Origin of the sequence: Stenotrophomonas sp. Sm10, assembly GCF_030985515.1 — a bacterium.
Lineage (GTDB): Bacteria > Pseudomonadota > Gammaproteobacteria > Xanthomonadales > Xanthomonadaceae > Stenotrophomonas > Stenotrophomonas hibiscicola.
Genome location: NZ_JAPTFO010000002.1, coordinates 1 through 25,585, shown reverse-complemented (window position 1 = coordinate 25,585; position 25,585 = coordinate 1). Strand labels below are relative to the sequence as shown.

General features: G+C 61.7%; 20 protein-coding genes and 1 tRNA gene. 15 read left to right on the top strand and 6 right to left on the bottom strand.

Annotated features, from left to right (window positions below; genetic code table 11):
- Positions 1 to 51 precede the first annotated feature (51 nt).
- A tRNA-Thr gene (locus O0J15_RS00685) sits at positions 52 to 127 on the top strand.
- A 217-nt stretch (positions 128 to 344) separates the two neighbouring features.
- Here O0J15_RS00685 and O0J15_RS00680 read toward each other — a convergent pair.
- Complete coding sequence (locus tag O0J15_RS00680) at positions 345 to 1,079, bottom strand: hypothetical protein (protein ID WP_308304915.1); 735 nt, start codon at positions 1,077 to 1,079, stop codon at positions 345 to 347.
- Positions 1,080 to 1,284: 205 nt separating this feature from the next.
- Here O0J15_RS00680 and O0J15_RS00675 point away from each other — a divergent pair, with 205 nt between their 5' ends.
- Positions 1,285 to 2,487, top strand: a complete 1,203-nt coding sequence (locus O0J15_RS00675) for a site-specific integrase (protein ID WP_308304914.1) — start codon at positions 1,285 to 1,287, stop codon at positions 2,485 to 2,487.
- 5 nt (positions 2,488 to 2,492) lie between these two features.
- On the opposite strand, the gene O0J15_RS00670 is transcribed toward O0J15_RS00675, so the two are convergent.
- Entirely contained in the window at positions 2,493 to 2,897 is a 405-nt protein-coding gene (locus O0J15_RS00670; RefSeq protein WP_308304913.1) for a helix-turn-helix transcriptional regulator, read from the bottom strand.
- 154 nt (positions 2,898 to 3,051) lie between these two features.
- Here O0J15_RS00670 and O0J15_RS00665 point away from each other — a divergent pair, with 154 nt between their 5' ends.
- On the top strand, positions 3,052 to 3,516 hold the full coding sequence (locus tag O0J15_RS00665) for a hypothetical protein (RefSeq protein WP_308304912.1): 465 nt from the start codon (positions 3,052 to 3,054) through the stop codon (positions 3,514 to 3,516).
- Positions 3,517 to 4,268: 752 nt separating this feature from the next.
- Here the strand turns inward: O0J15_RS00665 and O0J15_RS00660 are convergent.
- A complete protein-coding gene (locus O0J15_RS00660; protein WP_188238291.1) occupies positions 4,269 to 4,640 on the bottom strand; it encodes a MarR family winged helix-turn-helix transcriptional regulator in 372 nt (123 codons plus the stop codon).
- 202 nt (positions 4,641 to 4,842) lie between these two features.
- Here O0J15_RS00660 and O0J15_RS00655 point away from each other — a divergent pair, with 202 nt between their 5' ends.
- The 4 genes from O0J15_RS00655 to O0J15_RS00640 all read left to right on the top strand — a co-directional run bounded on the left by O0J15_RS00655 (position 4,843) and on the right by O0J15_RS00640 (position 10,985).
- A complete protein-coding gene (locus O0J15_RS00655; protein WP_164147008.1) occupies positions 4,843 to 5,307 on the top strand; it encodes a hypothetical protein in 465 nt (154 codons plus the stop codon).
- A gap of 125 nt (positions 5,308 to 5,432) precedes the next feature.
- A complete protein-coding gene (locus O0J15_RS00650; RefSeq protein WP_308304911.1) occupies positions 5,433 to 6,353 on the top strand; it encodes a hypothetical protein in 921 nt (306 codons plus the stop codon).
- A 1,376-nt stretch (positions 6,354 to 7,729) separates the two neighbouring features.
- Complete coding sequence (locus tag O0J15_RS00645; RefSeq protein ID WP_308304910.1) at positions 7,730 to 9,436, top strand: RNA-directed DNA polymerase; 1,707 nt, start codon at positions 7,730 to 7,732, stop codon at positions 9,434 to 9,436.
- Positions 9,429 to 10,985 carry a DNA polymerase gene (locus O0J15_RS00640; protein WP_308304909.1) on the top strand — a complete coding sequence of 519 codons (1,557 nt, stop codon included), beginning with the start codon at positions 9,429 to 9,431 and terminating at the stop codon, positions 10,983 to 10,985. The genes O0J15_RS00645 and O0J15_RS00640 overlap by 8 nt, the downstream gene beginning before the upstream one ends.
- A gap of 510 nt (positions 10,986 to 11,495) precedes the next feature.
- On the opposite strand, the gene O0J15_RS00635 is transcribed toward O0J15_RS00640, so the two are convergent.
- Both O0J15_RS00635 and O0J15_RS00630 read right to left on the bottom strand, forming a co-directional pair.
- Entirely contained in the window at positions 11,496 to 11,828 is a 333-nt protein-coding gene (locus O0J15_RS00635; RefSeq protein ID WP_180876079.1) for a hypothetical protein, read from the bottom strand.
- A 13-nt stretch (positions 11,829 to 11,841) separates the two neighbouring features.
- Complete coding sequence (locus O0J15_RS00630) at positions 11,842 to 12,477, bottom strand: GyrI-like domain-containing protein (protein WP_308304908.1); 636 nt, start codon at positions 12,475 to 12,477, stop codon at positions 11,842 to 11,844.
- 316 nt (positions 12,478 to 12,793) lie between these two features.
- On the opposite strand from O0J15_RS00630, the gene cyoA reads away from it, so the two are divergent.
- Genes cyoA through cyoD form a run of 4 tightly spaced genes read left to right on the top strand, consistent with a single transcriptional unit; the run spans position 12,794 to position 16,810 of the window.
- The gene (gene cyoA, locus O0J15_RS00625; RefSeq protein ID WP_014646391.1) at positions 12,794 to 13,834 is read left to right on the top strand and encodes a ubiquinol oxidase subunit II; all 1,041 of its coding nucleotides are present in this window, start codon (positions 12,794 to 12,796) and stop codon (positions 13,832 to 13,834) included.
- A 2-nt stretch (positions 13,835 to 13,836) separates the two neighbouring features.
- The gene (cyoB, locus tag O0J15_RS00620; RefSeq protein WP_019659275.1) at positions 13,837 to 15,834 is read left to right on the top strand and encodes a cytochrome o ubiquinol oxidase subunit I; all 1,998 of its coding nucleotides are present in this window, start codon (positions 13,837 to 13,839) and stop codon (positions 15,832 to 15,834) included.
- A complete protein-coding gene (gene cyoC, locus O0J15_RS00615) occupies positions 15,831 to 16,469 on the top strand; it encodes a cytochrome o ubiquinol oxidase subunit III (protein ID WP_164144653.1) in 639 nt (212 codons plus the stop codon). Before cyoB ends, cyoC begins: the two co-directional genes overlap by 4 nt.
- Positions 16,469 to 16,810, top strand: a complete 342-nt coding sequence (gene cyoD, locus O0J15_RS00610; RefSeq protein WP_005415725.1) for a cytochrome o ubiquinol oxidase subunit IV — start codon at positions 16,469 to 16,471, stop codon at positions 16,808 to 16,810. Before cyoC ends, cyoD begins: the two co-directional genes overlap by 1 nt.
- Positions 16,811 to 16,927: 117 nt before the next feature.
- On the opposite strand, the gene O0J15_RS00605 is transcribed toward cyoD, so the two are convergent.
- On the bottom strand, positions 16,928 to 18,988 hold the full coding sequence (locus O0J15_RS00605; protein WP_308304907.1) for an EAL domain-containing protein: 2,061 nt from the start codon (positions 18,986 to 18,988) through the stop codon (positions 16,928 to 16,930).
- A gap of 149 nt (positions 18,989 to 19,137) precedes the next feature.
- Here O0J15_RS00605 and radA point away from each other — a divergent pair, with 149 nt between their 5' ends.
- The 4 genes from radA (at position 19,138) to O0J15_RS00585 (ending at position 25,488) form a co-directional block, all read left to right on the top strand.
- Complete coding sequence (radA, locus tag O0J15_RS00600) at positions 19,138 to 20,514, top strand: DNA repair protein RadA (protein ID WP_019659272.1); 1,377 nt, start codon at positions 19,138 to 19,140, stop codon at positions 20,512 to 20,514.
- A gap of 202 nt (positions 20,515 to 20,716) precedes the next feature.
- Positions 20,717 to 22,573, top strand: coding sequence for an ATP-binding protein (locus tag O0J15_RS00595; RefSeq protein ID WP_111099007.1), 1,857 nt, complete (start codon positions 20,717 to 20,719; stop codon positions 22,571 to 22,573).
- A 49-nt stretch (positions 22,574 to 22,622) separates the two neighbouring features.
- Complete coding sequence (locus O0J15_RS00590) at positions 22,623 to 24,929, top strand: tetratricopeptide repeat protein (protein WP_308304906.1); 2,307 nt, start codon at positions 22,623 to 22,625, stop codon at positions 24,927 to 24,929.
- 94 nt (positions 24,930 to 25,023) lie between these two features.
- Positions 25,024 to 25,488 (top strand): hypothetical protein, encoded by a 465-nt coding sequence (locus tag O0J15_RS00585; protein ID WP_308304905.1) that lies wholly within the window; start codon positions 25,024 to 25,026, stop codon positions 25,486 to 25,488.
- The last annotated feature ends 97 nt before the right edge of the window (positions 25,489 to 25,585 follow it).

Sequence of the window (25,585 nt, the reverse complement as noted above, 5' to 3'; positions counted from 1 at the left end):
AGCCGGGTGGATTGACCGCCGGGGCGCCCAGCCCGTAAAATCGCGGGCTCCGCCGGAATAGCTCAGTTGGTAGAGCGGCGCATTCGTAATGCGTAGGTCGCAGGTTCGACTCCTGTTTCCGGCACCAGTTGTAGAAAAGCCCCGGCCTTGGTCGGGGCTTTTTGTTTGGGCGGATGTTGGAACTCATTGATTGGCCAAGGATTCGTTGCGAGCTCGTGACTGGTCCGGCTTCAGTGTTGTTGGTTGCGGACGGCTTGTGTCCGCACCTTTACTTCGCTGGTGCTGATGATCCGGCTTCGTTGCTACTTAGGCGAACCATTCAGTGGCGGCCCCACCTATGACGATCAATCATTCGCAAGGTTCTCAAGAAAGGTCGCAACACGCCCAGTGAGCTGAACGAGGTTGTCCACTTTGATGGCTTTGTCCGCCAGGGAATTCATCCTGCGCCAGAGTCCGCTTAGCGTCTTTCGCTGTTCGACCGGGAGGCTGGACACTTCGGACTCGCTGAGAAAAATATCGCCGGTCGCGGCCTTCACTGCGTCCCTGATCGCTGAGGCACCCCTCAATGGGTAGCTTGCAAGGGCCATTTCGGCCAAGCGTATATGCCTTCGCAGCAGAGCGGTCAACTCCGAGGGCATTGAGTTCTCGGCTAGGAGGAGCTCCAGATCATGTATAACGCTGACAACATCTGCGAAATCTTCAGTACTAATGCCGTCTTCTTCGACGGGTAGGATTTCGCTGCAGAACGCGAGAGCTGTGAAGACGTCATCGGTTAGGTATTGTTGAACATGTACGCCCTGCCTGACAAGAAGTTGGGGCGATAAGGCGTTCTCAAGTTTCATAAGAGCGGGACCGTAGACGCTGGCTGAGATGCCGCGCATGTGCAGCTTATCCCGCAGTAGGTCCACTTCATCTACCAAGATGTGAATCCGCTCTGACGCACGAATGAACTCGCGAGTCCCGTTCTTGCTTTCAATGCTTAGAACTTGCTGCCATCCGCTTAGGGCCGGAAGATCCGGCTTGACGCTTTTCCAGCTAGACATGATGCCGTGTATACGAGATGCGCTATTGGTCTTCATTCCTTGGCCCGTTCGAAATCGTATTAGTGCCGCATCAATGTATTGCATCACGGCTTGGGCTATGTCCGCCAGCATGAAAGGGGCGCGACGGCCCCTGACTGCCGTTCTGCTGGAAGCCGAGGGTGACGCGGACGATCCGCATCCAAACACCGCCTCGCATCCTGTCCTAAGTTGGCCTTATCGCCACTTACGGACGCTCCGCCCGATGTCATCTGCCCTCACCAAGCGCATCGTTCTTACAGCAGAAGCCCGTGATCGCCCCTATGAGCTTAGGGACGCTCAGGTTCGCGGCCTGATCCTGCGTGTGCAGCCAACAGGGCACAAGGCTTGGATCGTGACCTGGGCGCACGGTAAGCGTCGTACCTTGGGTTCGGTCGAACATCTGTCACTTGATCAGGCCCGCGACCAAGCCCGGCAAGCGGTCGCTGAATACGTTCAGTCCGGATTGCCGACACTCGCAAAGTCCAAGCCCACCAGTTGCACGCTTGAAACACTGCTCAATGACCACTTCGAACCTTGGGCGATAGCTGAGCTCAAGGGTGGTCGTCAGTATCCGGACCGCATCCGATCGGTGTTCCCGTGGCTTTTGCGCCGTCAGATCATTGAGATTGACGTGCCCACAATGGAGCGCTGGTGGCGCGGACGTGTCACTGGTCCTGGTGCCGTTACCAAGGCTACCGCAGCGCGCGACTTTGCTTGCCTGCGGTCTGCCTTGTCGCGGGCCGTTGAGTGGAAGCTGATCGAGACTAACCCCCTCATGGGCATGCGTCAGCGATCAGCGGCTAGCCGCAAGGTGGTCCGGTTCCTGTCCCCTGATGAGGAGGCGATGCTCCGGGCCGCGCTGGCAGCGCGCGATCTAGCTGGGGTTGAGGGGAGGGCGAACGCCAATGCGGCCCGACGCAAGTACCGGCAAGCGGTTCTGCCTGATTTGCCGATGGACGGGTACGTCGATCACCTGACCCCGGTGGTTCTTACAGCCATTAATACCGGTATGAGACGTGGTGAGCTGTTGTCGATGAGCTGGGCTGACATCAACTGGGAAGCCAAGATGCTGACCATTCGAGCCGAGAACGCCAAGTCCGGTAGGCAGCGTCACATCCCGCTAAACGTCGAAGCCATGGAAGTCCTGCAGCGTTGGGCTCGGCAAGCGGGCGAGCGCCGTTCGGGCAAAGTCTTCGACGTGACCGACATCAAGAAGGGGTGGGGAAAACTCATAGCCGATGCCCGCATTGAAGAGTTCCGCTTCCATGATCTGCGCCATCATTTCGCATCACGCTTGGTGCGGGCGGGGGTGGACCTGAATACCGTGCGGGAGCTCTTGGGACACGCAGACATCACCATGACTCTTCGCTACGCCCACCTGGCCCCGGACACCCTGGCGGCGGCAGTTGCCAAGCTGGCGGCGTGAGAGGGCTAATCCCTCTGCTCACCAGCCAAACGCTCGAGCTCTTCCCGCATCCTTTGGCGCTCCCCAGAGGGAAGCTTGGCGAAAGCCAAGATCGCCGCAGCTAGGTCATCGTCCTCAGCGAACAGGTAGGCGACCGGTACATCCAATGCCTTGGCCAACTCTGCAGCCTTGGTCATGTCAGCTTGGTTTCGTTCGCGCTCGTACCTGTTGATCAGCACGGCACCACGGTTCTTGTCCTGGTCCTTATCCACCAGCGCCCCCAGCGCGCGCTGGGACAGCCCGCGCAGTGCTCGAGCTTCGGAGAGCCGCTTGGAAAACGTTGCAGTAATGACAGTGGGCGATGGCACGCGGAGGTAACGGTCTGTGAACCTGCAGCAGCATGGGCCATATACCTGATCAGTAGAAGTCATTACCATATCAGTATATGGCGTTGTGCGAGGTATGACTGGCCGCAAGGGGTGGCCGGGCCCGTCAGCGCTCAGTCGGGGACGTTGGGATGAAGAACCGGATTACGCATGTTGCCGTCATGTCGTTGGTGCTGACGGCTGTTGTTCCCGGGAGGTGGTGGCTCAACAACAGCGGTCTTACGACCGTTTCAAGGATCAAACTTCCTACGAGGCCAAAGTGGAGCTATCGGAGCTGTCCAAGACCAGCAGGGGCATTTCTCTGAGCCTGAAGAGCGTGGTAGACGGAGACCGCGCTGTTACGAAGTCGGACTCTTTCACTGTTTCGGCCATCGTCACCTTCAACATGTCCTATGAAGTTCGCTGTGCCGGTACAAGCTTTGACATGCTCGTGGACGGAAGGGCTGTTTCGCTTCCCAGCGACATGCCCGCCTTCAATCGATACGAGTACGCCATTCTTTCGTTCGGCAAGAAGATGACCTTGGCAGAAGCAGGGGCCTTCACCGGTGCCAAGAGGATCGAGGTCCGAGTCTGCGATACCGAATACAGCCTGGACGATGAGCAACGCGCTGCACTGCGTGATCTGGTCAAGGACGCTCAGGTGGGTAGTTCAACGGGTGGCTGACGTCGGAAACCCCAGTGCATCCAATCACGGAGGAGAGAATATGCAAACCAGCGATTCAGCAACTAACCTTTATCAATGCCCGGCTTGTCATGCTGCTATCCCCTCGGGCAGATCATCCGCGAGTTGTCCTAAGTGCTATGCGGACCTGCCCAAGGCAATTGTTGAATCGAATCGCGCTACCGCGAGCGCAGGGCAGGAGCTTGGGTCCGCGATGTTGTGCGTGGTGGTGGGCCTAGCCGGGCTTGGGATGGGGCTCTATTTCCTGATCAACCCATCAGCAAGCGGCTACAGCAACATCGCGAACATGCACGCGCTCGCTGTGGGACAATCTCTGACCGTCGCTGGGGCTGTCTTGCTTGGGTTCGGCATTCGCCCTCGATAACTTGCTCGCTAGCTTGATCGGGCCCGTTGGCAGAGATGTCAGCGGGCCTTTCGTATGTGCCAATGTCTGCGATCTGGGGCCATCTTCTATTGAGGATGTTATCCGTAGTCAGAAGCGTACTGGCACGCCCTGCCGCGCGATGTGGGGCGCTCCGTCGACTATGCATGCAGGGATTAGCTGCTCAGTCCGACGCGCGCTATGACGCGATTGGTTGGCATCGCTGAGGCTGCTATCGAGCAGAGGGTCAGGATCATCCCCATCCAAGTCGCGAAGTCCTAGGTGAGGTGGGGAAGTCGCGCTGCCTCGCTGCCGAACTGGGGTTGACGCCTGGGGCGCTCCATACAGCCGGAGCGTGCATCGTGCTTGGCTGCTACGCCAACCCGTCGTTAGATTCCAGTGCCGAGCGAATGACTGCCATGGACGATGAGAAGTCTTTCAGCTGCCTGTCCTTCAGATCTCCCAGGTAGCTGACATTGATCTTCTCCCAGGCATCATTGGCGCGGCCTAGAAGCTTCTTGCCATTGTCAGAGAGCCTTGCGTACTTCTGTCGGGTGGAGTCAAAAAAGATAGGTTCGTCTTGCCGCTCTTCGATCAGACCGGCGGCGTCCAAGCGCCTATAGATGCCTGTCATCGAGGTCGGTGACATACCCAAGCTCTTCGCCACATTTGCTCTGATTGCGTGTGATCCCCGCTTGCAGAGGCGATCAATTTCGCTCATTGCCAAATACATGTTGGTGTCCAAGCCGATTTCATCCAGCTGCTCATCGAGCCTTTTCCGAACTAGCCTTGCCAGTGCCAATAGCTGCTCAATCTCTGGGAACTTTCTGGATCCAGGCTTCATACATGAGTGAAAAATGGCGGGATGTCCGTATCGTACATCCCGCCATATTGCAGTCGCTAGGCTACTCGTACAGCGACTGGCTGTGCTTACGAGAGGCAATGAGATGACTGACCTGATTCGTGCAATTTCGATGTTTGGCGCGCGTGGTTCGCTCGATCATGTGGAACACGAGACTGCGCTTGAGATTGTGGGGGAGGCCGCAATGGCAAGGGAGAATGCATGTACGCAGCGCCGCGCCTTCGAGTGCAAGGACCTGACCCCGTTCCGGGCGACGTCCAATTTCGCGGAACTGTTCGCTGCCCGCATCGGTGATCGCTCGCTGAGGCACAACATGCGCGTATGCGATGCCTCCATGTTCCGCATGCTTTGGGTGGCACGTCAGGCTGCTGACATGCTCGGTGTCCCTTATGGGGTCTACATTGACGTTGCGGTGAGCTATCTCCAGGAAACGAAGGGGAAGAAGCGGATCACTCCGAAGATGCTCATCGCACCGGACGTGCAGTTGCATGTGATGGATCGCTGGGACGCAGAGATGTCCGTTAACTGCGTCGGCGAGCGGCAGAACTGACTGTATTGAAGCCATGGTGCTGGATGCAGGGCTCTCCGCGTCCAGCTACCTAATCAAATGACGGCGCACCTAGCGCAGTAGTCTCACTCCTCGCGAAGGGGGGTAGCGGATACGAGAGGCCAATAATGAGTATGGAGGGATATCGTCGCGCCCAGAAACTGGCCGCGGCCAAGAAGTTTGGGGCCGATGCAGTGGCGACGGAGCAAATGGTGCAGGCACGGGAATGGCTGGCGCCGAGCGACTTTGATGAAGAACCGGACTTTGCGCGTTCTGCACATCTGTCGTACCGATACATGAACCCTTACCAGCGGACGCAGAGCTTCTACGAGGCGTATCGCAAGCACTACCTGGTTCGCTTCCGGCGACGTAAGGGGCGTGATCCTCAGGCATTCCCCAATGGCATTCATGGCTTGGAAGCAGGTGACTTCACCAGCATTTGGCGGGCGCGCCAGCGCGCGGATGCGATGGGGGTGCCCTATGAGCGGTATGTCATTGAGCTGATGCTGGATACTGACGCTAGCGGGACGCGACAGTTGCCCCGTCCGAACCAGCTTTGTGCCGACTCCAAACTGCCCATGCTGGTTGAGCGCTTGGAGGAGAAACGGGCCGAAGGGCTTTTCGATCCCTTTGCTGAGGATTTCGACCCGCGCTTCTATGCAGCCAACTTCGTGGGCGACCAGCAGCAGTTGGATGCATTGACGTGGATGGAGGAGCAGATTGCTAACGCTGGGATCGCGCGCAGGCCAGTGTTGCTGAACCGTTTCATGTGCGTCGAGCAGCTGATTTCAGACGAAGACGCGACGCGCCGGTTTGGGCAGGAGCTCGTCGATGAGGCTAAGGCCCACCGAGGGGGATACACGTCGCGTGCGCCGGTAGTGCTTGATGCCCCCGTGCCCTCCGATCCAGCCTGCTTTGGTATGCGCACCGAAGGGCATGCAGTTTGCAGCCAATGTCCTGTAGCCCAGCGCTGCGCTGAGTTTTGTGCCGGAGTTGAGGCGGGCGTCCAGGGGGCGGTTCGGGGTGCTGGACGTTCCGAAGGAGCGTAAGCGCATTGCGGCTAACGAGCGCAAGCGCCGACAGCGCGAGCGGGAGCGCAATGGGGCCGCTATGACGGATCAGGAGCTTCGTCGGGTGCTGAAGGAGGCGGGTGATCCCTGGGTGATCCAGAGGCGCGAGAAGGACAAACAACGCCGGGATGGGAAGAAACGCAAGAGCCAGGCGTAGGCAAGGGTCCGGCACTAGGCGAGATGTCACGCTTCCCTATATTTGTTAGCTCTTACTTATAAGCTTTAACATACATAGGGAAGCGTGACATCGAGGCCTCCCAGCCCGGAGATCCTAGCGCTCAAGAGGTTGGCTTCCGGCAGGCGCTGCCGCCCCGACGCCCCCCCGGGAGGGTACGAGTTGGTGTTCAATTTGCATCTCCTTACGAGTTCTCCCTCGGCTGGATCCCTCGTAGCCGATCCTCCGGCCTTCTAGAGGCACACCGGTTTCCCGTCCGTTAGGACCCTGTCTCGGGAGCTCTGCATGCCCTTGCGGCCTCTGCCATGTATGAAGCGCTGCTGCCGATCCGCGTCATGCCTAGCCTAGGTGACGTGATCATGAGCCGGAGATCTGGGTGATGCAGTTGTGGTTCAAGCACTGATAGCGCAAGTCTGTCTCTGCCGACCGGGTGCCGGTGCGGGCAGGGCTGACCGGCACTTTCGCGAGCGCGAGGAATGCTGCCGATTGCCCCATGCTAAGCGCTACTAAAGCGCATGCTGCCTGAGTTCAGCACGCAGGACGCGGGCGGCGGTGTATGAGTCGATGCCTGCACTCGCAAGACATGGGGGCCATGTATGAAGCGTACGGTGGTGTTCGGCCTTGTAAGGGCGGTAAAAAATGTGTGCCCTTCAAGTCTCATCCCCTGCGACCGATATGCTCAAGGATGCATAAAACAATCACCGGGACGGCTACATGGATCGTTGGACGTGGATGATGGTAAGGATGTATGTGCCCGCACTTGGGGCTTTGGCGCTGGGGTTGCTGCTGATGCTGCCGTTGGGAATGCTTCGGGAGAGTCCGGTGCTTGAAGGGGTGTATGCGATGGCGCGATGGCTCCCCGCGTTAGCTATCGCGGTGTCGGTGTTCCTTGGCCTTGTTGCCAGTGTGAGGCTGTGGCGCTGGGATCAAGGGCGCAGCGCTTTGGTTTGCGAATGCGGTGGCTTGTTGGGCCGAGCCAGGGACGGGAGGTATGGCCGGTACCGCAAGTGTCACGCCTGTAGCCGAAACGTTAGCATTCGCTCTGCCATTAGGGGCAGCGGCAGCCACTGATGGACTGTGGCTGCAGGCTGCGGACGGAGCTGGTTCGACCGGGGCGTCCGTTTGAGTAGCCTGATATCCTCTGCCCTAAGCTAATGAGTTAGTCCGCAGAAGGAATTGTATGAGCGAAGAGGGCGAAGAACTCCTGAATGAGCGTCGGGCAGCGACGGAGCCCTCGGGTCACGGGGGCTTCCTCTCATTTCCGATCGATCATGATTCCGTGCTGAAGCATCTGAACCAAGATATGCGAGATGACTGGTTCTCTGACGTGCTCGGGTACCGGGACCTCTTCGAAAAAAAAGATAGCCTTCAGGCGGTTCTCGCAGGGCTGCTTAGTGAAGGAAATGGTCAGTACGCGGGTGTCGCGCGAACGCTGTGCGATGTCCCAAAGAAAGGTCTCGGCTTGAGGTATGCGCTCGAGACTGATTTCTATGACAGGTTTGTTTATCAGTCTATTTGCACGTTCCTAATAAAATATTACGACCCGCTGTTGTCCCACCGAGTTTTCGGTCATCGTTGGCGCGAACATTGTGCTGAAGGTTATCGTGAGAAGGGTCTCTTCAAAAGTAGAATCGAGCTTTGGCAGACATTTGAGGGAATAACGCACGCGTCGTTGATTGATGGCAAAATAATACTGGTGACTGACCTAATAAATTATTTCGAGAACATATCGATTGAATTGATTCGCGAAGCGTTTCTTTCGAAATTGCCGCTCATCAAGGCGGATGGCCAAGCGAAGTTGCACATTAGAAACGCTGTCCAGACACTCTGTTCTTTGCTGGAGAAGTGGTCTTATAGCGATCGGCACGGCCTGCCGCAAAACAGGGATGCGTCATCTTTCATCGCGAACGTGGTTCTTTCAGATGTCGACCATAGAATGGTTTCTATGGGTTACGATTATTTTAGGTACGTCGATGACATAAGGATTGTTTGTGCTGATGACCGGCGCGCTCGAAAAGCGGTTGCAGATCTTATTTCTGAGCTTCGCACCGTAGGGATGAATATCAATTCATCTAAGACGGAAATAATAAAGCTTGGTCACGAGCGGGTGTCTGATTTCTTCCCTGTCTCTGATTCGCGTAGCGCAGCAATTGACGCCATGTGGAAATCGAGGAGTAGGCGTATCATTTCGCGATCGGTGCCTCTCGTCTTCGGTATGCTCGCGGATCTCATAAAGACCGGGGATACGCAGCTGCGTCAGTTTCGTTTCGCGGTGAATAGACTTAAGATTTTGCTTGATTCTGGAATGTTTGTCGACGAGTCCGATGTTGCAGGCGAGCTGGTCGATCTAGTGATAGACAGCCTGGAGACGCAAGCGGTCTCCACTGATCAGTTTTGTAGAGTGCTGTCATTTCTCGCTATATCTCAAGAAAGCTTCCATCGAATCGAGAGGTTTATGCTCGATTCCGTCATCTCAATTCATCCCTGGCAGAACTATCACCTTTGGATGCTGCTGGCGCTGAAGGAGTACAAGACTGACGCTATTGTTGGACTGGCTGAGCGAAAAGTTGCGGAGAACTTGGCCTCTCCCGAGATTCCAGCAATCTTTGTGTACTTGGCATCTGTCAGGGAGGGGCGTGCGGCGTTAAAGCAGGCAATCGAGCATTTCAGTGGTGAGTGGTCCTATCAGCACCAGCGATATTTGCTGCTCGCAACTCGTGATTTTGATAAGGAGGACCTTAGGCCGCTCTTCGGTAAGCTAGGAATTCGGGTCCAGGGTACCGCGATTAGAGCGAAGTCTTATGTGCCGAAACAGGGGTCTCTGGTTTGCATTCCTCGTTCTACCAACCTCGTTTCCTTCTATGACGAGATAAGTGTGTATGACTGATGGATCAGGCGTTCTCATATTTTTTAAGGACTTCTCGGAGCGCGGTGGAGATCGCTACTTTCTTTGGTCCGATGGTGCCTTGACAGAGACGGATGCGCATAAAATCGTCGAGATGACAGTGCGGTTGGTATGTCACGACTATTGGTTGATTTCTCCTGCTATTTTTAGGTCTGCGGGCAGGCTTCCTGTGAGTGTTGTCGACGTTGTTGAATTTGAGCGTGGGACCTCAGGGCGACGAGTAAGTAAGGCGGTAAGGGAACGTCAGGATGTTCGCCAAACGTTGCTCGGCTTTTGTGACGAGGCGGTCGTTGACAGCTACTTGTCTGCCTTTTACAAGCAGGCTGAACTAGATGCCAGCACTGTTGCTGTGATAGGTGATGCTCTCAGTCGGCATTGGACGGAGCTCTTGTGGCAAGCAAAAAGTAACGGTGAATTTGAGCGTGCAATAGATGTGGAGCTTCCGGTTTTCAATGAGCTCACCTCCTGCGTTGTACACGGGATTCGAGTTGATGAGGCCAGGCTGCGCGAACATAAGAAAACGGTCGACGTTGATTATTACTTGACATTGAAGCGATTCGCTGAGAAGCATGAGCTTCCTTATGAGGTTCCACGAGATGATGTGGTCGTCGAGAGGTTGGAGTCTCGTGGGTTTGATATGTCAGGGGTCTCGCTTGACTACATTCTCCGGCTGCTTCCGATGCAGGACGGCTTTGGAGATGATTTGATCGAGCTTAAGCGCATTCACGCTAGTCGGTCAATTTTGAATAGACTGTCCGTAGGGGCGGGAAGGGTCTTTCCTATTCTTGACTCGCAAGCTACGGTAACCTCGAGGATATACTTCAGGGATCCAGCGCTCCAAGGTCTTCCGGGCTATTACCGGGATGTCATAATCCCAGATAAGGGAATGGAGCTTAGCTATGTCGATTACGATCAATTTGAAGTTGGTGTGATGGCTGCCTTGTCTTCTGACCCGAAGATGTTGAGTCTCTACTCTTCTGGTGATCTCTATTTGGAGGTTTCCCGCAGTTTGTTCGAATGCGACGAAAAGCGTGGTTTCGCCAAGCGTTTGTTCTTGTCTTATGCATATGGAATGAGGCAAAAAGCTCTGATTGATGCTGCTTATGCATCGGGGGGCACTCGTCTGAGCGCAAAGCAGTTCTTTGCTGAGTTCAATGTGTTTGAGGAGTGGAAAAGGTCAATTAACGCGGAGTTCGAGAAAAACGGCAGGATTGGCACTTCGATGGGGAACTACCTGCAGCGTGAACTGGTTGGGCCTTTGACACCGAAGGAGTGCCGCTCTTCGGTGAGTCAGGTGGTGCAGGGGACTGCTGCTTTGATATTTAAGAAGGCGATCTTGAAGGTTGCAAGCTTGCCTGACGTGAAGATTAAGGTCCCCATGCACGACGCTCTATTGGTGCAGCACCCCCCTGGCTTTGACAGGTGCCTCCTAATGGGCACTTTCGCGTCTGCAATGACGGAGCATTTTGGTGGTTCCATTGCTGGAAAGGCGTCTATTGAACCATTCTTCAAGGCGAGAGGGCCGGGTTAGGAAGAGCCGTTGGCTTACGGTGAGCTTACCTGCCGCATTGCTGGGTCCTAAAGCACTGGCAGTAAAGGTTATGTTCCCTCGGTGTACGTGGATTGGTTATGCGACGCCCCTTGGTATGGGCCTTTGCGACGGAGTACGTCTATAGACAAGGGTTGTCCTCATCCTCGTCCGCATTGGGGCTGGCGGGGTGGAGTTGCCCGCACCCCGAGGCTTAGTTGGCGCTTACCGTCAGTCGGGCCCGTTCCAACAAGACTCCGGAACGGCTCCTGGAAGCTTGGCAGGCGAACCCCGTTCAACGTTCCCGGTGGCAACGGTGCATGCCGGTCCGTTCGGCCGGAGTTGGGCTTATCCCATCAGTTGCTAGTCGCTCGAGGTGCTAGTAAAGATCACTCGGCTGGGTTCGTAATGCGTAGGTCGCAGGTTCGACTCCTGTTTCCGGCACCAGTTGCAATGAAAAGCCCCGGCCTTTGGCCGGGGCTTTTTGTTTGGCCGATTGGCGGCGCGACGCCATCAACGCCGCGCCATCCCCGCATCCTTCGCCAGCCACCACGCCAGCTGCTGGAGATAACCACCCGCTGCTCCCGCCAATGCGCCGATCAGCAGGCGTGCGAGCACTCTGGTCCCGCGGCTGGCCCGCTCGCGTACCCATGGCAGCACCGCGACCACCTGCGCACCCAGCAACAGCATCAGTACGTCCAGTCCCGACGCATCCACCAGCGGCAACAACGGCAGCAGATCCGGATTGCAGGCCAGCACGATCACCAGCGTAGCCCCAGGCACGGCCATCAGCCGGCGCCCGGCGGGCAGGGTGGTCCAGCGCAGCAGTCGTTCGATCATGCGCATGACGTTCTTCGGGTCATGCGCGAGAACCCTCGTCAGGCCCAACCGCCCGCACCGGTTGCCGCAGCACGGTCTTCAATCTCGCCGCGTCGGTCTTTCGCGGATCACTCAGGTAGATCTCATGGTGGGGGCCGGCAAAGGTGTAGCCCAGCGAAGGCATCAGTTCGTCGTGCAGATGAGCCAGGATCGGGCCTTCGTCATCGTAGGCGCCCACATGCAGGGTCTGCAGGCAGAGGCCTTCCTCAAGCACCCTATGACGAAGGCCAGCCGGTGTCTCGCCCAGCTTCTTCGTCGCCTTGGCGATGGCGGTCTCCAGTTGCCCTGGGCTGATCCCATCCGGCGTACGGATCATCACCGTCCACGACCACTCGTCCTTGCGGCGTGCCACAAAGCTCGCCGGGTCGTCGGCGGTCCAAAGCGCTTCCAGCGGCGGCACTACGTAGTCCCGGCCCTCGGCCTTCAGTGCGAACTTCAGTGCATAGCTCACTGCATACAGCCACTGCACCGACTGCAGGTAAGCCGGGGCGGTATTCGGGTCGCCGCGGCCGTCGATCATCAGGTAGGGCAACGGCGGCACCTCCACTTGGACCAACCGGCCTGCCGGGGGCTGGTACAGCGCCCGGTCGCGCTTCTTGAAGTCGATCTTGTCCATGGCGTCCCTCCTGCCTGGAGCATCCCATGTTCCTGTCTGTCCGCGCACCTGAATCTGTTCAGGCGACTTTGCCGAGCGCGGCGGATCACCGGCCGATGCCATCGTGCGTGCGCGGTGCGACAACGTGTCGCAGCCAGAATCGGGCCTTTCCTGCGCTCGATCAATGTCAATGCCTTTCTTAAATGATGGGTGACGGCCTAAAATTGAAAGGCTGACTCGACCCCACCTGCCTGCCTGTCTTCCGGACCGGTGGGACCGGCTTTGGCCGGAACAGGCAGGGACGGGGAACGGCATTCCCTCGCAATTGGATCGACCGATGATTCCGTTGAAAACCCTTGGGCGCTGGTTGCGCCCGGGCCTGCTGCTGTCGTTGCTGGTGATGCTCACCGGCTGCGATGCCGTGGCCATCCTCAGTCCGAAGGGCCAGATCGGCCAGGATGAGAAGACCCTGCTGATCACGGCCACCGTGCTCATGCTGCTGGTCGTCATCCCGGTCATCATCATGACCCTGACCTTCGCGTGGAAGTATCGCGCCTCCAACACCAAGGCCCGCTACGAGCCGAAGTGGTCCCACTCGACGGCGATCGAGGTGGTGGTGTGGTCGATCCCGTGCATGATCGTGCTGGTCCTGGCGGTCCTGACCTGGCGCTCGTCGCACGCACTGGATCCGTACCGTCCGCTGGATTCGGACGTCAAGCCGGTCACCATCGAGGCGATCTCGCTGGACTGGAAGTGGCTGTTCATCTATCCGGAAGAGAAGGTGGCGGTCGTCAACGAAATCAAGTTCCCGGTCAACACGCCACTGAACTTCAAGATCACGTCCGATTCGGTGATGAATGCGTTCTTCATCCCGCACCTGGGCAGCATGATCTACTCGATGGCTGCGATGGAGACCAAGCTCCACCTGATCGCCAACGAGACCGGTGAATTCCCGGGCATGTCTTCGCACTACAGCGGCGCGGGCTTCGCCAAGATGCACTTCACCGCCTACTCGGTCACCGATGCCGAATACCGCCAGTGGCTGGACCAGGTCCGCGCCGGCGAGCAGACCCTGGACAAGGCCTCGTTCAAGGCCCTGGGCGAAGCACGCAACGCCGAGTGGTATCCGGTCACCTACTTCGGCAAGACCGAAGAAGGCCTGTTCGACTGGGTCATCGCCAAGCACATGGGCGACAACAAGCATTACGGCATGAAGCACTCGCATGCCGGTGCCGCCGCTGCCGACGCCGCCACCCATGAAGCGCACGAGGGCCACGCCCCCAGTGATGCGCATGATTCCAAGGAATCGGGTGAAAACCTGGATGCCAACGAACACGAACACGCAGGCCATGCCGGCCACGCGGGTTCGGGAGAATGAACATGTTGGGAAAACTCTCTCTTGAGTCGATCCCCCACGATCCGATCGTGCTGACCACCCTGGTCGGCGCGGTGCTGGGTGGCCTGGGCGTCGTCGCCCTGATCACCAAGTTCAAGCTGTGGGGCTATCTGTGGAAGGAGTGGTTCACCTCGGTGGACCACAAGAAGATCGGCGTGATGTACCTCATCGTCGCCTTCGTCATGCTGCTGCGCGGCTTCTCCGACGCCATCATGATGCGCACCCAGCAGGCGCTCGCCGTCGGCGGGTCCGAGGGCTACCTGCCGCCGCACCACTACGACCAGATCTTCACCGCCCACGGCGTGATCATGATCTTCTTCGTGGCGATGCCGCTGATCACCGGCCTGATGAACCTGGCCGTGCCGCTGCAGATCGGTGCGCGTGACGTTGCGTTCCCGTTCGTCAACTCGCTCAGCTTCTGGCTGTTCGTGGCGGGCGCGGTGCTGATCATGCTGTCGCTGTGGATCGGTGAGTTCGCCGCCACCGGCTGGCTGGCGTTCCCGCCGTTGTCGGGTATCGAATACAGTCCAAGCGTCGGCATGGACTACTACATCTGGGGCCTGCAGGTGGCGGGTTTGGGTACCACGCTGAGTGGTATCAACTTCTTCATCACCATCCTGAAGATGCGTACCCCCAGCATGAAGCTGATGCAGATGCCGGTGTTCACCTGGACTGCCCTGGTGACCAACGTGCTGATCGTCGCTGCCTTCCCGGTGCTGACCATCACCCTGGTGCTGCTGACCCTGGATCGTTACCTGGGTACGCACTTCTTCACCAATGATGGTGGCGGCAACGCCATGCTGTACATCAACCTGATCTGGATCTGGGGTCACCCGGAGGTGTACATCCTGGTCCTGCCGGCGTTCGGTGTGTTCTCCGAAGTCATCGCCACGTTCTCGCGCAAGGCGCTGTTCGGCTACAAGGGCATGGTGTACGCCACCGCCTGCATCGGCGTGCTGTCGTTCATCGTGTGGCTGCACCACTTCTTCACCATGGGCTCGGGTGCCAACGTCAATGCCTTCTTCGGCATCACGACGATGATCATCTCGATCCCGACCGGCGTGAAGATCTTCAACTGGCTGTTCACCATGTTCCGCGGTCGCGTGCACTTCACCACCCCGGTGCTGTGGACGATCGGCTTCATGGTCACCTTCGTCATCGGCGGCATGACCGGCGTGATGCTGGCGATCCCGGCCATCGACTTCGTGCTGCACAACAGCCTGTTCCTGATCGCCCACTTCCACAACGTCATCATCGGCGGCGTGGTGTTCGGCATGTTCGCCGGCATCACTTACTGGTGGCCGAAGATGTTCGGCTTCCGCCTCAATGAGTTCTGGGGCAAGTGCGCGTTCTGGTGCTGGTTCATCGGCTTCTACGTGACCTTCATGCCGATGTACGTGCTGGGCTTCATGGGCATGACCCGTCGCCTGCAGAGCACCGTCAACCCGGCCTACGAGCCGCTGCTGCTGGTTGCTGCCTGCGGTGCGTTCATCGTCGGCGCCGGCATCCTGTGCCAGATCATCCAGGTGGCCGTGTCGATCCGCGACCGCAAGAAGACCGTGGACCTGACCGGTGACCCGTGGGATGCCCGTACGCTGGAGTGGGAAACCTCCTCGCCGCCGGCCTTCTACAACTTCGCGACCCTGCCGGACGTCACCGAGCTGGACGATTTCTGGGAACGCAAGCAGCGTGGTGAAGCCTGGCCGAAGCCGGCCAAGTACACCGACATCCACATGCCGCGCAACACCGGCACGGGCGTTGTCATCGGTGCCTTCAGCCTGGTGTTCGGCTTCGCGATGATCTGGCACATCTGGTGGCTGGCCATCGTCGGCTTCGTCGGCATGATCGCCACGTTCATCTACCGCACCTTCGACCAGGACGTGGACTACTGGGTCCCGGCCGCCGAGGTGGAACGCATCGAGAACGCACACCGCAAGCACCTGGAAGCCCAGGGCCTGGTGAAGTCGGAGCTGAAGGCATGAGCACCAATACCTCGACCCTGAGCCCTGGGCACGCCGCACACGCGGCGGCCCATGGCCATGACGACCACGAGCACCACGACACCGGCGGCAACACCGTCTTCGGTTTCTGGGTGTACCTGATGAGCGACTGCCTCATCTTCGCCTCGCTGTTCGCCACCTACGTGGTGCTGGCAGGCGGTACCGATGGTGGCCCCACCGCGAAGGACCTGTTCGAGCTGCCGTTCGTGGCGTGGGAAACCGCGCTGCTGCTGACCTCGTCGCTGACCTTCGGCCTGGGCATGATTGCCATGCACCGCAAGCAGATGGGCCAGATGTACCTGTGGCTGGGCATCACCTGGCTGCTGGGCTTCGGCTTCATGTGCATGGAAGTGTGGGAGTTCCAGCATCTGATCCATCAGGGCTACGGTCCGGACCGCAGTGCCTTCCTGTCGGCGTTCTTCGCCCTGGTCGGTACCCACGGCCTGCACGTCAGCGCGGGCCTGCTGTGGCTGCTGGTGATGTTCGTGCAGCTGAAAAAGTACGGCCTGACCGCGACCAACAAGACCCGCATGGCGTGCCTGAGCCTGTTCTGGCACTTCCTGGACCTGATCTGGATCGGCGTGTTCTCCGTCGTCTACCTCAATGGAGCGCTGTAATGGCACATGACAACCATGCACACGACCACGGCACCGGCGGCGAAAGCCACGGCAGCGTGAAGTCGTACCTGATCGGCTTCGTGCTGGCGGTGGTGCTGACCGTCATCCCGTTCTGGATGGTGATGTCGGGCGATTTCTCGCGCACCGTCAACGGTGTGGTGATCGCGGTCACCGCGGTGCTGCAGATGCTGGTCCACCTGGTGTTCTTCCTGCACCTGGACCGCTCTTCGGAAAGCCGCTGGAACGTCAACGCGGCGGCCTTCACCGTCGTGGTGATCGGCATCATCGTGATCGGCACCCTGTGGGTCATGCACAACATGAACGTGCACATGATGCACTGACGTCCTCGCGACGTTGCCACGCAGAAAGGCCGCCCTCGGGCGGCCTTTCTGGTTTTCCGTTGTCCGGTAGTGCCGGCCGCTGGCCGGCAATTGCGGGACGCCGGCCAGCGGCCGGCTTTACCCCGCCACCCGGCGCAGGAACTCCTCTGCCTCCATCGGCCGGCCCAGGTGGTAGCCCTGCAGCTGGTCGCAGCCCAGCTCGCTCAGGTACTCGCGTTGCGCCTGCGTTTCCACGCCTTCGGCCACCACCTGCAACTGCAGGGTGCGGCCCAGCGCAATGATCGACGACACGATGGCGGCATCTTCGTCGTTGCATTCCAGATCACGAACGAACGCGCGGTCGATCTTCAGTTCGGTGGCCGGCATGCGCTTGAGGTACAGCAGGCTGGAATAGCCGGTGCCGAAGTCGTCGATGGCGATGTGCACGCCCATCGTGGTCAGGTCGTTGAGGATGGCCAGGCTGGCATCGACGTCCTTCATCGCCGTGGTCTCGGTGATCTCCAGGGTCAGCCGTGCCGGTTCGATCCGGTGCCGCTCCAGCACCTCGCGCACGCTGTCCAGCAGTGCCGGCGAGGCGAACTGCAGCGGCGACAGGTTCACCGCCATGGTCCATTCCGCATGCCCGGCATCGTGCCATGCCCGCAGTTGCGCGCAGGCCTGGTCCAGTACCCAGTCACCGATCGGCAGGATCAGGCCGCTGCGTTCGGCGATCGGAATGAACACATCCGGCGCCAGCAGCCCCAGCTCCGGGTGCTGCCAGCGCAGCAGCGCCTCGGCGCCGGTGGCCGGTGCGCCCGCGGCCGGAAATTTGGGCTGGTAATGCAGGATCAGTTCGTTGCGGGCGATGGCCTTGCGCAGGTCCTGCAGCAGGCGCAGCTGGCGATTGGCACTGAGCTGCATCGAGGGCGTGAAGAAGGTATAGCCGTTCCGCCCGGTTTCCTTGGTGTGGTACATCGCCGCATCGGCGTGCGCCATCAGCTCGCGCTCGTTGCTGGCGTCATCTGGGTACAGGGCGATGCCCAGGCTGGCGCTGACCTGCAGTTCGGCCGCATCCAGCGTGAACGGCTCACCGGCGGCGGCAATGATGCGCTCGGCCACCACCACCGCATCGTCGGGAATGTCGATGGCCAGCACGATCACGAACTCGTCGCCGCCGAGGCGGGCGAACGTGTCCTGCGGGCGCAGCAGGCCGCCGATGCGCTGCGCCACCGCCACCAGCAGGCGGTCGCCAAGCTGGTGGCCATAGGCATCATTGACCGCCTTGAAACCATCCAGGTCGCAGAACATCACCGCCACCGCATGATTGCGGCGCCGCGCCTTCTCGATGGCCTGCTCGATGCGGTCCTGCAGCAGCATGCGGTTGGGTAGCTGGGTCAACGGGTCGTGCAGTGCCGCCTGGATCAGCTTGTCGTTGGCGTGCGCCAGCGAATCGGCCAGCAGCCCGGTGCGCACGCGCATCTGCCGGTCGAACAGCGAGGCCACCAGGGCGATGCCCAGCGTGGCCACGGTGGTGACGATCACCAGCACCGCCAGCCAGCGCGTGTCGATGCCGCCGCTGCCGACGGCGCCACAGATGCTGCCTTCGGGGAAGCGCGCCGCCGCCATGCCGGTGTAATGCATGCCGACGATGGCCAGGCCCATCACCAGCGATGCGAGCGCGCGCAGCAGCAGGGTGTTGCGCTGCTCGGCGCGCAGCCGGAAGGCGATCCACAACGCCGCACCTGCGGCACCGATGGCCACCGCAATGGAGGCGGCGAACCAGCCGGGGTGATAGTCGATGCCCGGCTGCATGCGCATCGCGGCCATGCCCAGGTAGTGCATGGTGGCAATGCCCAGGCCCATCAGTACCGCACCGGCCAGCAGCCGCCGCCACGGCAGGCTGGGGCGCGACACCAGCCACAGCGCATAGGCCGAAGCGCCGATCGAGACGGCCAGCGAGTACAGGGTGATGCCCAGGTCGTAGCCGACCGGAATCGGCAGGTCGAAGGCCAGCATGCCGATGAAATGCATCGACCAGATCCCCAGGCCCATGGCCGCCGCGCCACCCGCCAGCCACCAGCGTGCCACGCGCCCCTCGGCCGTGGCCAGGCGGCCGGCCATGTCCAGCGCCGTGTACGAAGCAAGAATGGCCACCAGCAGCGAGATGGCGACCAGGCTCTGACTGTAACTGCCAGTCATGTTGAATCCAGAGGGAGAGGGAGGGGCGCCCGCAAGGCGCACGCCCGCGACAGCTATCGGCGCGAGTGGACGGGACTTGAGCGGTCGCAGCACCTGCGACCTGGCTCGGCTATCCTGCCACGCCTGTTCCCATTGCTGGAAATCATCCGATGGCAAAAGCCCGCACCGCCTACGTCTGCAATGAATGCGGCGCCGAATTCAGCAAGTGGCAGGGGCAGTGCACCGAGTGCAACGCCTGGAACTCGTTGTCGGAGATCGTGCTGGAGAGCGCGGCGGCGGCCAAGGCGCCGGCCTCGCGGCGGGCCGGCTGGGCCGGGAAGATCGACCCGCCGAAGATCACCGCGCTGAAAGACGTGGAGCAGACCGAGCATCGCCGGGTCTCCACCGGCATCGGCGAGTTCGACCGCGTGCTGGGCGGCGGCCTGGTCGAAGGCGCGGTGGTGCTGGTGGGCGGCGACCCGGGCATCGGTAAGTCGACGCTACTGCTGCAGGCGGTGGCGAAGATGGCCGCTGAACTGCCAGTGCTGTACGTCACCGGCGAGGAGTCGCTGGCCCAGGTGGCTGGCCGTGCGCATCGCCTGGAGCTGCCGCTGGACGGCGTCAATGCGCTGGCCGAGACCGGCGTCGAGTCGATCCTGCAGCACGCGGCCAAGGCCGGCCCGCGGCTGATCGTGGCCGACTCGGTGCAGACCCTGTGGACCGAAACGCTGACCGCGGCGCCCGGCTCCGTAAGCCAGGTGCGCGAGAGCGCGGCACGGCTGGTGCGCTTTGCCAAGGAAACCGGCACTGCGGTGTTCCTGGTCGGCCACGTCACCAAGGAGGGCGGCATCGCCGGCCCGCGCGTGCTGGAGCACATGGTTGATGCGGTGCTGTACTTCGAAGGCGAGAGCGGCAGCCGCTTCCGCCTGTTGCGCGCCTTCAAGAACCGGTTTGGTGCGGTGAACGAACTGGGCGTGTTCGCGATGGGGGACAAGGGCCTGAAGGAAGTCTCCAATCCATCGGCCATCTTCCTGTCCGGCGGCAGCACCCATCAGCCGGGCAGCTGCGTGATGGTCACCCGCGAGGGCACGAGGCCCCTGCTGGTGGAGGTGCAGGCGCTGGTCGATGCATCGCCGCTGTCGAACCCGCGCCGTGTCGCGGTCGGCCTGGAGCAGAACCGCCTGGCGATGCTGCTGGCGGTGCTGCATCGGCACGGCGGCGTGCTGGTCGGCGACCAGGACGTGTTCGTCAACGTGGTCGGCGGCATCCGCGTGCAGGAGACCGCCGCCGACCTGCCGGTGCTGCTGGCGGTGCTGTCGTCGCTGCAGGATCGGCCGCTGGCGGAAAAGACGATTGCCTTCGGCGAGGTGGGCCTGTCCGGCGAGATCCGCCCGGTGCCCAATGGCGAAGACCGCCTGCGCGAGGCCGCCACCCATGGCTTCAAGCGCGCCATCGTGCCCAAGGCCAATGCGCCCAAGGGCGGTTCGGTGAAAGGCATGGAGGTGATCGCGGTAGAACGCCTGTCCGAGGCCATCGACGCGGCGTGATGCCAGCCCTGTAGAGCCGAGCCCACGCTCGGCTGCTTTCTGTGGAGTCGAGCCATGCTCGACTGGTGGTCGAACAGCAGCCGAGCATGGGCTCGGCTCTACAAGTGTCCAATGCAGTAACGGTCAGCTTCACTGTGTTAGTTTTTCCCGCTCGACGAAGACGCCCTCTGGCGTCTTTCCGTGCCCAGGAGTAAACGATTACATGCAGGACACCGCACTCACCGCCCCCAACGCCGAGATCCGTCGTGCCGGGGTCGATCTCAATGGACTGATGACGGTGCTGGGCAAGCACCTGTATTCCACCCCGGTGGTGGCGCTGCGTGAGCTGGTACAGAACGCGCACGACTCGATCATCCGCCGCCGCATCGAACAGCCCGGCGTCGCAGTGCCGTCGCGCATCTCGGTGCAGGTCGATGCCGGTGCCGGCGTGCTGCGCATCTCCGATACCGGTGCCGGCCTGACCCGCCAGGAGATCCACGATTACCTGGCCACCGTCGGCGTCGGCTATACCCGTGGCCTGCGCCAGGGCGGCGAGGACGATGAGGGCCTGATCGGCATGTTCGGCCTCGGGTTCCTGTCGGCCTTCGTGCTGGCGCGCCGGGTCAGCGTGCGCACCACCTCGTACCAGACCCCGGACCTGGGCCATCTGTACGTGTCCAGCAATGCCGAGCAGTACACGGTAAGCGAAGTGCCGGCACGTGCGGTCGGCACCGAGGTGGAGCTGGAGCTGCATCCTGATTTCCTGCCGCTGGCCAACGAGGCGCGCCTGCACGAGGTGCTGGGCCGCTACTGCGCGCTGCTGTCCGAGCCGATCTTCATTGGCGCTGCGACCGAGGCGATCAATCCCGAGCCGCCACCGTGGCGCGATCAGGGGGATGTTGCCGTGCATCCGGTGCAGGCCCGCCGCCAGGCGCTGCAGTTCGCCGCGCGGTTCGAGCATGATTTCGAGCCGATCGTCACCGTGCCGTTGCGTGCCGATGGCAACAGCGATGCCACCGGCCTGCTATGGGTGCAGGACGGCGCCACCTATGGCACCAGCGACAACCGCAACCTGTCGGTGTTCGTGCGCGGCATGCTGCTGGATGACGACGCGCGCGACCTGCTGCCGCCGTGGGCCGGTTTCATCGGCGGGGTGATCGAATCCTCGCGGTTGACGCCCACCGCCAGCCGCGAAGACCTGCAGCGCGATGACCAGTACCGCGCGGTGCAGCATGCACTGCTGGAGGCGCTGATCGACGGCCTGGCCGACGTCGCGAAACAGCAGCCGGAAGCCTGGCGGCGCGTGCTGACCCGCCACAACGAGGCCCTGCTGGGTGCGGCACTGTGCGATGAGCGCCTGTTCGAACTGCTGATGGAGCATGTGCGGGTGCCGACCTCGCAGGGCGACCTGCCGGCCAGCGCGTTGCCGGCGCGCGGTGCCGTGCATGTCATCCTCGACAACGGCGGTGGCTTTGAAGAGATGCTGTTCCGCGCGATGGGCGTACCGGTCGCGCATGGCCATCGCTACGCGGTGGTGCCGTTCCTGCGACGCTGGGCACAGGCCAAGGGCCTGCGCCTGGTCGAGCTGGGTACCGAGCAGGGCAACCGTGCGCTGTTCCGCAGTGATGACAGCCTCGACGAGGCGCAGCTGGCCTGGCTGCGCGAACAACTGGGTGACGGCGAACAGTTGCTGCCGGCACGCTTCAGCCCGGAGGCGCTGCCGGTGGTGGTGGTGCCCGACCGCGAGGCCGAGCTGAAGCAGCGCCTGGAAGACGACGAGAACGACAAGCGCGTCTCGATGGCCGCGCTGCGCCTGGCGCGCCAGTTCACCGCGCGCATCGAATCACGCGCACCATCGCGGTTGTACCTCAACCTCGACAACCCGGCGGTGCAGGCGCTGTTGCGCGCCCAGCGCGAGGGCCATCCGCAGGCCGAGGCCGCAGCCCGCCTGCTGCGCTCGCTGAAAGTCATCGTCGCCGCGCAGGGCCGCCCGCTGGCACGCGCGAACGCTACGCCCGGCCCGGATCTCAACGGCGCCTTTACCGATATCGCCGGTGCCCTGCAGCAGATGCTGCGCTGAGCACCGCACCTTCTCATCCAGCCTTCGCTAGACAGGAGCAATTACCCCCATGGACATCTGGAACTGGGTCGAAAAGCTGCAGGGTGACCTGCGCCAGGCCGGCCAGGCGCAGAACGCGCACCTGCTGAACCGTCTCGCCGACGAGGTCAGTGAACTGCAGATCGACCGCGTCGATGCGCTGCTGCCCGAAGCGCGCGCATTGGGCAAGGCGTTGGACAACCCGTGGGTTGACGTCTATGTCGGCCACTGGGCGCTGCGCAACCGCGTCGGCAACCGCGTGGAAGGCGAAAGCGCACTCGGCGAAGCCGTAGCGCTGTTTGAACGTGCGCACCGCGAGGACACGCTGGAATGCCCGCAGTCGATCTGCGTGACCCAGGACCTGGCCGCCTGCTACGGCAACATCGATGGCCCGGGCTGGGTGCCCGAGCGCATCGAGGTCTGCGATGAAACACTGGGTCGCATCGACCCGAGCTGGGCCTGTTTCCAGTGCCTGAGCTGCGAGAAGGCCGATGCGCTGCTTGATGATGGCCGTGGCCAGGCGGCACTGGATTACCTGCAGGTGCAGGCCGATGCCGTGGAGGCCTGTGGCAAGGAAGTGTTCGACAGCTTCCCGGAGATGCAGATCAAGATCCTGCTGGGCATGGGCCGTGCCGATGAGGCACTGGCGCTGATCGAAAAGCGGGAGGCCGAAGTTGCTGCGTCCGGAGAGTACGAGCCGGCCAACTGCACGGTGCCGCGCCGCCTGTCCAAGGCCTGGGCGCTGGCCCAGCTGGGCCGCGACGAAGAGGCGCTGCAGCAGCTGGTGCCGTGGAGCGAACTGACCCCGAACTACTGGCGGCTGTGGGCAAACACCGCGGCAGCGCTCTGTCAGCGGGATCCTGCGCGCAACAGCTGGGACCTGGGCACGCGCTTCAACACGATCATCGAGCACTTCGCCCGGGTTGGTTCGCATCGCCTGCTGATCGAAGTGGCGGCGCTGAGCCTGGAGCTGGCGCTGCAGCGTGGCGCGCGCTGGGTCGCACTGCGGCAGCTGGAACTGGCCCGCACCCATCTGGCGCAGCTGCGCCAGGACCGTGGTGCCGCGGCCCTGGTGGCCGGCCTGGCCGCGCGCATCGAGGCATTGCCGGACGCCGCGCCGCTGCCGGTGCCGGCCGGCGAGCTGCTGGCATGGCTGGATGCGCAGGGCGAACAGAACCAGTCGCGCGATCCCGAGCGCGAAGCGCAGTGGTTGCTGCAGGCGCATGCCGAGCTGCCCGATGACGAGGCGCTGGCCGACATGGCCGCCTCGGCACTGAATGCCTGCGGCGCGCAGGCCGAGGCGCGGTCGCTGCTGTGGCGGTTCGTGCGCGGCCATGCGCAGCACGATGGCCCCGCGGCCTACACGCTGATGCGCTGGCTGGCCGAACAGGGCGACGACGACGGACTGCGCCAGCTGGCCGATCTGTATCGCGGCAGCGTGCCGGTGTTCGCGCACTGGTGCGAGGTGCAGCGTGCACGCCGCGTGTCCGACTGGCCGGCGCTGGAGCAGGCGGCCCGATCGCTTCTGGAGCTGTCTCCGGGCTCGCACGGCGCGCGCGGCACGCTGGCGCGTATGTACATGGAAACCGGCCGTTTCAGCGACGCCCAGGCCTGTTATGCACAGCTGGTGGAGCTGCTGGAGGAGCCCAATGCCGCGCATTGGGACCACATGAGCGCAGCCAGCGCGGCGCGCGACTGGGACGCCGTGCGCCGCTCGGCGGCGGCGCTTGGCATGGAATTGTCCAGCCAGGAAGGTGTGGTCGAGGAGCCATGGGGCTGGGTGATCATCCGCAGCGAAGAGAACGGCGAGCCGATGGAGTACTACGCCCGTCGCAGCGGTCCGGTGACCGCGCGCATCGTCGAGAACGCGCCGTCCAACCGCGCCCAGCAGGTGGGCGACTGGGTGGTGTTCGATGCCGCGCTGGTGCATCCGGCACCCGAGGAGGAGGAAGCGCGCGAGCATTTCATCCCGACCTACTCGCAGGTGCATGTGCTGGAGCGCGGCGGCTTCGCCCGCAGCTGGATGATCGATGGCGCGCACCCGGGCGAAGAGGCTTGGAACGCCTTCGTCGAGGCGGCCGAAGCACAGGGCTGGAAGGTGTGGTCACACAGTCGACCGGACTACACCGTCACCGACCCCGATGTGGAGGAGGGGACGCTGCCGGGCCTGCTGTTCACGGTGGCCCAGCCGCAGGACCATGCACCGCTGGCACTGCACCGCTTCCTCCAGCAGCAGACCGCGACGTGGCCGCATCCGCATTGCTGGCTGCGGCTTGCCGAGGCCTGTGACCAGGACCGCCAGCCGCACCTGGACGTGATCGAGCGTTACGGGCTGTAAGTAGAGCCGAGCCTGCGCTCGGCTTATGCTGGAACGCAGCCGAGCATGGGCTCGGCTCTACAAGAGATCGCCATCACGACCAAAGGGATTGGACATGCGAAAGACAGGGATGTTGATGATTGCCGGCCTGCTGCTGGCCCCTACCGCACAGGCCGCACCCGCCTGCCAGGAGCCTGCGGCTGTCGCCCGCGCTTTCTACGAGGCGACGACCGGCAACGGTGATCTGCTGGAGCCGCCGGCCGCGCTGGTCAGCGTGGCCTTCGGCAAGGCGCTGCGTGATGAGCGCGCCTGCCAACAGCGCGAGGAGGGCATCTGCACGATCGATTCCGATCCGTGGCTGGATGCGCAGGACGGCGACATCGAAACGCCGGTGCGCTACAGCTGGGAAGAGGCGTCGGCCACCGCCGGCCAGGTTGAGATGCGCTACTCGGTGTGGAAGAAGGCTTACCTGACCCGCCTGCCGATGGTGCGCCAGGGGCAGGGGTGCTGGCAGGTTGATGACATCCTCACCAACAGCGGTCGTTCGGTCCGGAAAATCCTGGCGCAGCCGATTCCCTGACCGGCGGCAGCGTCCGCGCATTGCGTGGCTGCCGGCCAGCGGCCGGCACTACCAGGGTGGGTGGGGGCGGCCGGTGGCCTGCAGTACCGGGGTGGGT

What these genes read in the sequence shown, in the direction of transcription:
- O0J15_RS00680 (WP_308304915.1), bottom strand. Translation starts at nt 1,079, where the DNA reads ATGAAGACCAATAGCGCATCTCGTATACACGGCATCATGTCTAGCTGG.
- O0J15_RS00675 (WP_308304914.1), top strand. Translation starts at nt 1,285, where the DNA reads ATGTCATCTGCCCTCACCAAGCGCATCGTTCTTACAGCAGAAGCCCGT.
- O0J15_RS00670 (WP_308304913.1), bottom strand. Translation starts at nt 2,897, where the DNA reads ATGACTTCTACTGATCAGGTATATGGCCCATGCTGCTGCAGGTTCACA.
- O0J15_RS00655 (WP_164147008.1), top strand. Translation starts at nt 4,843, where the DNA reads ATGACTGACCTGATTCGTGCAATTTCGATGTTTGGCGCGCGTGGTTCG.
- O0J15_RS00650 (WP_308304911.1), top strand. Translation starts at nt 5,433, where the DNA reads ATGAGTATGGAGGGATATCGTCGCGCCCAGAAACTGGCCGCGGCCAAG.
- O0J15_RS00645 (WP_308304910.1), top strand. Translation starts at nt 7,730, where the DNA reads ATGAGCGAAGAGGGCGAAGAACTCCTGAATGAGCGTCGGGCAGCGACG.
- O0J15_RS00640 (WP_308304909.1), top strand. Translation starts at nt 9,429, where the DNA reads ATGACTGATGGATCAGGCGTTCTCATATTTTTTAAGGACTTCTCGGAG.
- O0J15_RS00635 (WP_180876079.1), bottom strand. Translation starts at nt 11,828, where the DNA reads ATGCGCATGATCGAACGACTGCTGCGCTGGACCACCCTGCCCGCCGGG.
- O0J15_RS00630 (WP_308304908.1), bottom strand. Translation starts at nt 12,477, where the DNA reads ATGGACAAGATCGACTTCAAGAAGCGCGACCGGGCGCTGTACCAGCCC.
- cyoA (WP_014646391.1), top strand. Translation starts at nt 12,794, where the DNA reads ATGATTCCGTTGAAAACCCTTGGGCGCTGGTTGCGCCCGGGCCTGCTG.
- cyoB (WP_019659275.1), top strand. Translation starts at nt 13,837, where the DNA reads ATGTTGGGAAAACTCTCTCTTGAGTCGATCCCCCACGATCCGATCGTG.
- cyoC (WP_164144653.1), top strand. Translation starts at nt 15,831, where the DNA reads ATGAGCACCAATACCTCGACCCTGAGCCCTGGGCACGCCGCACACGCG.
- cyoD (WP_005415725.1), top strand. Translation starts at nt 16,469, where the DNA reads ATGGCACATGACAACCATGCACACGACCACGGCACCGGCGGCGAAAGC.
- O0J15_RS00605 (WP_308304907.1), bottom strand. Translation starts at nt 18,988, where the DNA reads ATGACTGGCAGTTACAGTCAGAGCCTGGTCGCCATCTCGCTGCTGGTG.
- radA (WP_019659272.1), top strand. Translation starts at nt 19,138, where the DNA reads ATGGCAAAAGCCCGCACCGCCTACGTCTGCAATGAATGCGGCGCCGAA.
- O0J15_RS00595 (WP_111099007.1), top strand. Translation starts at nt 20,717, where the DNA reads ATGCAGGACACCGCACTCACCGCCCCCAACGCCGAGATCCGTCGTGCC.
- O0J15_RS00590 (WP_308304906.1), top strand. Translation starts at nt 22,623, where the DNA reads ATGGACATCTGGAACTGGGTCGAAAAGCTGCAGGGTGACCTGCGCCAG.
- O0J15_RS00585 (WP_308304905.1), top strand. Translation starts at nt 25,024, where the DNA reads ATGCGAAAGACAGGGATGTTGATGATTGCCGGCCTGCTGCTGGCCCCT.